Source organism: Soonwooa sp. (genome assembly GCF_030151385.1).
GTDB lineage: Bacteria > Bacteroidota > Bacteroidia > Flavobacteriales > Weeksellaceae > Soonwooa.
Window position 1 is genome coordinate 39664 of record NZ_JASLDS010000070.1, and the last position, 6102, is coordinate 45765.

General features: G+C 36.2%; 6 protein-coding genes. 5 read left to right on the top strand and 1 reads right to left on the bottom strand.

Annotated features, from left to right (window positions below; all coding sequences use genetic code 11):
* Positions 1 to 97 precede the first annotated feature (97 nt).
* On the top strand, positions 98 to 1402 hold the full coding sequence (argH, locus tag Q1V95_RS13245; RefSeq protein WP_300674871.1) for an argininosuccinate lyase: 1305 nt from the start codon (positions 98 to 100) through the stop codon (positions 1400 to 1402).
* Here argH and Q1V95_RS13250 read toward each other — a convergent pair.
* The gene (locus Q1V95_RS13250; protein WP_079666277.1) at positions 1399 to 1854 is read right to left on the bottom strand and encodes an Lrp/AsnC family transcriptional regulator; all 456 of its coding nucleotides are present in this window, start codon (positions 1852 to 1854) and stop codon (positions 1399 to 1401) included. The genes argH and Q1V95_RS13250 overlap by 4 nt on opposite strands.
* 239 nt (positions 1855 to 2093) lie before the next feature.
* Between Q1V95_RS13250 and Q1V95_RS13255 the strand changes: the two genes are divergently transcribed.
* From Q1V95_RS13255 to carB, 4 genes are all read left to right on the top strand, one after another.
* Complete coding sequence (locus Q1V95_RS13255) at positions 2094 to 2984, top strand: aspartate carbamoyltransferase catalytic subunit (RefSeq protein ID WP_300674873.1); 891 nt, start codon at positions 2094 to 2096, stop codon at positions 2982 to 2984.
* 87 nt (positions 2985 to 3071) lie between these two features.
* Positions 3072 to 4169 carry a carbamoyl phosphate synthase small subunit gene (locus Q1V95_RS13260; protein ID WP_300674875.1) on the top strand — a complete coding sequence of 366 codons (1098 nt, stop codon included), beginning with the start codon at positions 3072 to 3074 and terminating at the stop codon, positions 4167 to 4169.
* 13 nt (positions 4170 to 4182) lie between these two features.
* Positions 4183 to 4536, top strand: a complete 354-nt coding sequence (locus tag Q1V95_RS13265; protein WP_300674877.1) for a four helix bundle protein — start codon at positions 4183 to 4185, stop codon at positions 4534 to 4536.
* 60 nt (positions 4537 to 4596) lie between these two features.
* The coding region (gene carB / locus Q1V95_RS13270) for a carbamoyl-phosphate synthase large subunit (protein ID WP_300674879.1) at positions 4597 to 6102 on the top strand (1506 nt) is incomplete at its 3' end.

Consider the following 6102-nt stretch of genomic DNA (forward strand, 5'->3'; position numbering starts at 1 on the left):
TTACGAATCATAATTAACGAGTTAATATTTTAGATTTACGAATGACCGACAACTGTCAACCAAAGACCATTAACTAAAAATCTTTTAAATATAAAAAATGAAAAAAATTTGGCAGAAAGACCAATCCAAAACAGATGATTTAGTCAACAAATTTACTGTTGGTAAGGATTTGGATTTTGATGACCGTTTAGCAAAATACGACGTCATCGGCTCGATGGCGCATTGCAAAATGTTAGCAGAAGTTGGTTTGATTTCTCATGAAGAATCAACAGCAATGCTGACGGTTTTAGATACTATTTTAGAAGATATTAACGCTGGTAATTTCGAAATCGATAAGTCAGCTGAGGATATACATTCCCAAGTTGAAGCGATTTTAATAGAAAAATTAGGTGATACCGGAAAAAAAATCCATACAGCAAGATCCCGTAATGATCAAGTTTTGTTGGATATCAAACTTTATTTACAGCAAGAGATTCGTGAGATTTCAGCTTTGGTTGATATTTTATTCCAAACTTTAATTTCGTTGGCAGAACAACATCAGAAAGTTTTGTTGCCTGGCTACACGCATTTCCAAATTGCGATGCCGTCGTCTTTTGGATTGTGGTTTGGCGCTTATGCCGAATCGCTATTGGATGACGCTGAATTGCTCTTGTCAGTTAAGAATATTATTAACAAAAATCCTTTGGGATCCGCTGCTGGTTATGGTTCGTCATTTCCAATTGATAGAGCGAGTACAACTTCCAAATTAGGTTTTACGTCAATGAATCATAATTCGGTTTATGCACAAATGACACGTGGGAAATCGGAGAAATTGTTGGCTTCAGCTTTATCGGTTTTAGCAGGAACTTTAAGCAAATTTAGTTATGATGTTTGTTTGTATTTAAGTCAAAATTTTGATTTTATAAGCTTTCCAAAAGAGTTTACTACAGGAAGTAGCATTATGCCACACAAGAAAAACCCTGATATTTTTGAGTTGGTAAGAGCGCGTTGCAATCGTATACAATCACTTCCAAATGAATTGATTTTGTTAACCAATAATTTGCCATCGGGTTATCATCGCGATATGCAGCTTACAAAAGAAATTTTGTTTCCAGCAATTGATTCTTTAAAGGAATGTTTAGAAATCCTAAATTACACACTTCCAAATATCCAAGTTAAAGATGGGATTTTAGAAGATGAAAAATACAAATATCTTTTCAGCGTGGAGAAGATTAATGAAGAGGTAAAAGCTGGTGCTTCTTTTCGAGATGCTTATGTCAGTGTAGGAAATGCCATCGAAAATCAAGAATTTGATTACGATATCAAAGATCTCCAACACAGCCACCAAGGCAGCATCGGAAATCTTTGTTTAGATGAGGTTGCGCACCAATTCCATAAGATTGCTACGAAACTTCAGGCTTAGTCAAGTTTGAAAGTAGTAGTTTTCTTTACTTCATGCAGTACAATAGAACTGTGATACAAGCCGATATTCGGCGAATTTGATATGACATTAACAGCGAAGTCGTTGTAAGAGTTAATGTCTTTTGCGATAATTTTTAACATATAGTCGTATTCACCAGAAAGACTGGTAATTTCTTGGACTTCATCGAATTTTTCGATGTGTTCTTCAAAGGCTTCCAAAGCTTTTTTGGATTGTTCTTTCAGTCTTATGTTGCAATAGACAATAATGTTAAGTCCGAGCTTTTCGCGGTTAAGTAAAGCGACATATTTTTCGATTACTTTTTGTTTTTCGAGTTGTTTGATTCGCTCGTAAGTTGGGGTGAAGGTAAGTCCTATTCTTTCCGAGATTTCTTTTACTGATAATGTAGAATCTTGTTGAAGAATACTTAGAATCATTCTGTCTTTAGCATCCATGATTTATGATTTTTAACAAAAATATAAAAAATGTTAACAAAAACAACAGTATGATAAAAAATGTTAAAAACTCTGAAAAATATTTTTGAGAATTAATAGAAAAGTTTATCTTTGCAGCTAATGAAAAAAGCATTATTGATATCATTAGATTTACCGGGCGTAAGCGCTCTTTACGATATTTTTAATTAAAGCGAGGATTGTTGTCCTCGCTTTTTTTGTGCTCAAAACTCAAAATATAGATGTTTAATATTACACAACTTAGCCAAGAAAAGATTAACAAGATCATCCAAGATGCCTTGGAAATCGCAGATGGAAAAAGCTTCAAAGCCAAGCAAGATATTTTTGTATCGAATTTGTTTTTTGAAGATAGTACAAGAACTAAAACAAGCTTTGACATTGCTGAGCGAAAATTGGGACTTAAAGTAGTTCCGTTTGATGCATCGCACAGTTCGGTTAACAAAGGCGAAAGTCTTTATGATACTGTTAAGACAATTGAAAGTTTGGGTGTTAATTTGGTTGTGATTCGTCACAAGCAAGATCGCTTTTATGAAGATTTGAAGAATATCAATATTCCGATTATCAACGCTGGCGACGGAACAGGGAATCATCCTTCTCAATGTATGCTAGATTTGGTGACAATCTATCAGGAATTTGGAAAATTCGAAGGTCTTAAAATTGGGATTGTTGGTGATGTTAAACACAGTCGTGTGGCTAACTCTAATGCTGAAGCTTTACGTCGCTTAGGAGCGAAAGTTTACTTCTCGGGTCCATCAAAATGGTTTGATGAAGGCGCTATTATTAATGGGACTTTTTTAGGTTTTAGCGAAGTGGTTAAAGAAGTTGACGTTTTAATGTTGTTGAGAATTCAGCATGAAAGGCACGATGCGAAAATGAGTTTTACAGCTGAAGAATATCATAAGAAATATGGTTTAACCAAAGAACGTGAAAAATTAATGAAACCAAATGCTATCATTATGCATCCGGCACCAATTAATAGAGGCGTTGAAATTGATACAGATTTGGTGGAATGCGAGCGTTCGAGGATTTTTAAACAAATGGAAAACGGCGTTTATGCAAGAATGGCAATTCTAAAAGACGCTTTGGAACAAAAAGGATTTGAGTTTGAATAAATTGTAAAATGTACTTAGTACGTTTGAAATAATAATTTAATAAAATACTTTGTACATTTTACATCGTACAATGTGTAAGAAAGAAAAATGAAAAAGAAATTAATATTAGAATCGGGTGAAGTATTCCACGGAACAGGTTTCGGAGCCAATTTGGATACCGATGGAGAAGTGGTTTTCAACACAGGAATGACAGGTTATCAGGAGTTGATTTCTGACCCATCGTACTGCGGACAAATCGTTTGTATGACGTATCCATTAATTGGAAATTACGGCATCAACCGCGACGATTATGAAAGTATCGAACCCGCAATCAAAGGTTTAATTGTAAAAGAAGTTTGCGATTTACCTTCAAATTTCAGAACACAAATGGATTTGGATGAGTTTTTCCAAAAGAAAAATTTAAGCGGAATCTCTGGAATCGACACCAGAAAATTAACGAGAATTCTTCGTAACAAAGGTGTTGTAAAAGGAAAAATCGTTAACGCTGATGCGGACGAGGCTGCAGTAATTTCAGAATTAAAAGGAACAAACTTCCCGACCAACCAAGTGGAAGTGGTTTCTACAAAAACACCTTACGCTGCTCCAGGAAGAGGCTTAAAAGTTGTTTTGGTGGATTTCGGTTCTAAGTTGGGTATTATCCGCGAGCTTTCTCAAAGAGATTGCGACATCACTGTGGTTTCTCAAGACACAACGGCAGAAGAAATTCTTTTGATGGATCCAGATGGTGTGATGCTTTCTAACGGTCCTGGCGATCCAGAAGATGTTCCTCATGCATTGGAAATGATTCGCGGAATTTTAGGAAAAACTCCAATTTTCGGAATCTGTTTAGGACATCAATTAATCGCTTTGGCTTGTGGTGCTAAAACTTTTAAGCTAAAATTCGGACACAGAGGTGGAAACCATCCAGTGTTAGATTTAGAAAAAAATACGGTGGCAATAACTTCTCAAAATCACGGTTACGCTGTTGACCAAGATTCTTTGAAAAACACAGACTTAATCGAAACTCACATCGCTCTTAACGATAGAACCAACGAAGGTGTAAAACATAAAATTCACCCTTGCTTCTCTGTACAATACCATCCAGAAGCAAGTCCAGGTCCAGAAGACGCGAATTATTTGTTTGATGAGTTTATTGATTTGATGAACCGAGAATCGAGAGCCAAGAACCAAGAGGTAAAAATCTAAAAATCGATTAAAAATGCACAATTTTGAGAATTTACTATTTTGGCAAAAGTCTATTCAATTAGCAAAACAAGTTTATTTGGTTTGTCAGGATATTCCAAATGACGAAAAATTTGGATTAATATCTCAAATGAAACGTGCAGCTATTTCAATTTCATCAAATATTGCTGAAGGTTCAGGAAGAAACAGCAATAAAGAATTTAATCACTTTCTCGGAATTTCGTTAGGATCTGCATTTGAGTTACAAACGCAACTCATCTTAACAAAAGAACTAAATCTTTTATCATCTGAAAAAATTGAAAGTCTTTTGAAAGAAATTTCCGAAATTCAAAAAATGATTTATTCATTTAAAAATAAGTTAATTATGTAAATCTAAAAGCCTTGGCTCGTGAATCTCGGTTCTTGGCTCATGGCTCTAGCATCTATAAAAATGAAAAGAAACGACATAAAAACCATCCTAGTTATCGGTTCAGGTCCCATCATTATTGGTCAGGCTGCCGAATTCGATTATGCGGGAACTCAGGCTTGTCTTTCCTTAAAGGAAGAGGGCTACAAAGTTATTTTGATCAACTCCAATCCGGCGACGATTATGACGGATGTGGAAATCGCAGATAAAGTGTATATCGAGCCGATTTCGCTTCAATTTGTGAGTCATATCATCAGAAAAGAGCGTCCAGATGCGCTTCTTCCGACTTTGGGAGGACAAACCGGACTGAATATGGCGGTTGAATTAGAGAAATCTGGAATCCTTGAAGAATGCAAAGTTGAAGTTCTTGGAACCAAGCTTTCTGCGATTAACAGAGCGGAGGACAGAGATTTGTTCCGTGAGTTGATGCGTGAATTAAATGAGCCAGTTCCAGATTCAGATATTGTACACACAGTTGAGGAATCGGTGGCTTTCGCGAATAGAATCGGTTATCCAGTTATCGTTCGTCCAGCTTTTACAATGGGAGGAACTGGTGGTGGAATCGCTTCCAATGAAACAGAATTAAGAGAAATTTCTGAACTAGGACTAAAATATTCTCCAGTAACCCAATGTTTGATTGAAAAATCAATTGCAGGTTTCAAAGAGATAGAATACGAAGTAATGCGTGATGCCAACGACAATGCAATTGTGGTTTGTAACATGGAAAACATAGATCCAGTGGGAGTTCACACGGGAGATTCTATTGTTGTGGCGCCGTCTCAAACACTTTCTGATAGAGAATATCAGTTGTTGAGAAATGCTTCACTTAAAATCATTAGAGCTTTAGGAATTGAAGGTGGTTGCAACGTTCAGTTGGCTTTGGATCCGCACTCATTCAATTATTATATCATCGAGGTGAATCCGAGAGTTTCGCGTTCATCGGCTTTAGCATCGAAAGCGACTGGTTATCCGATTGCGAAAATCGCTGCTAAAATTGCTGTGGGTTTAACACTTGACGAAATCATGAATCCTGTTACTGGTACATCTTACGCTTGTTTCGAGCCTGCTTTGGATTATGTGGTAACAAAGTTCCCAAGATTCCCATTCGATAAGTTTGAAACAGCTGATAGAAGACTTTCAACACAGATGAAAGCAACGGGAGAAGTGATGGCAATCGGACGAAATTTCGAGGAATCTTTGCAAAAAGCGATTCGTTCTTTAGAAACAGGAATTCGACATATCGGACTTAAAACCAAGCAAGCAGAAGCTTTAACAGCGGAAGAAATCGAAAGAAGAATTCGAGTTTGTGATGACGAAAGATTGTTCATCATTGGTGATGCTTTGCGAAGAGGTTACGATTGGGAAACGATTGTAGAATGGAGCAAAATTGATAAATTCTTTATTTGGAAAATCAAAAAACTAATTGATTTTGAAACAACAATTAAAGAAAATAAATTCAACAAAGATATTTTACTTGAAGCTAAAAAATTAGGTTTCGCAGACCTAAATATCGCTCATCTTTGGGGAGTT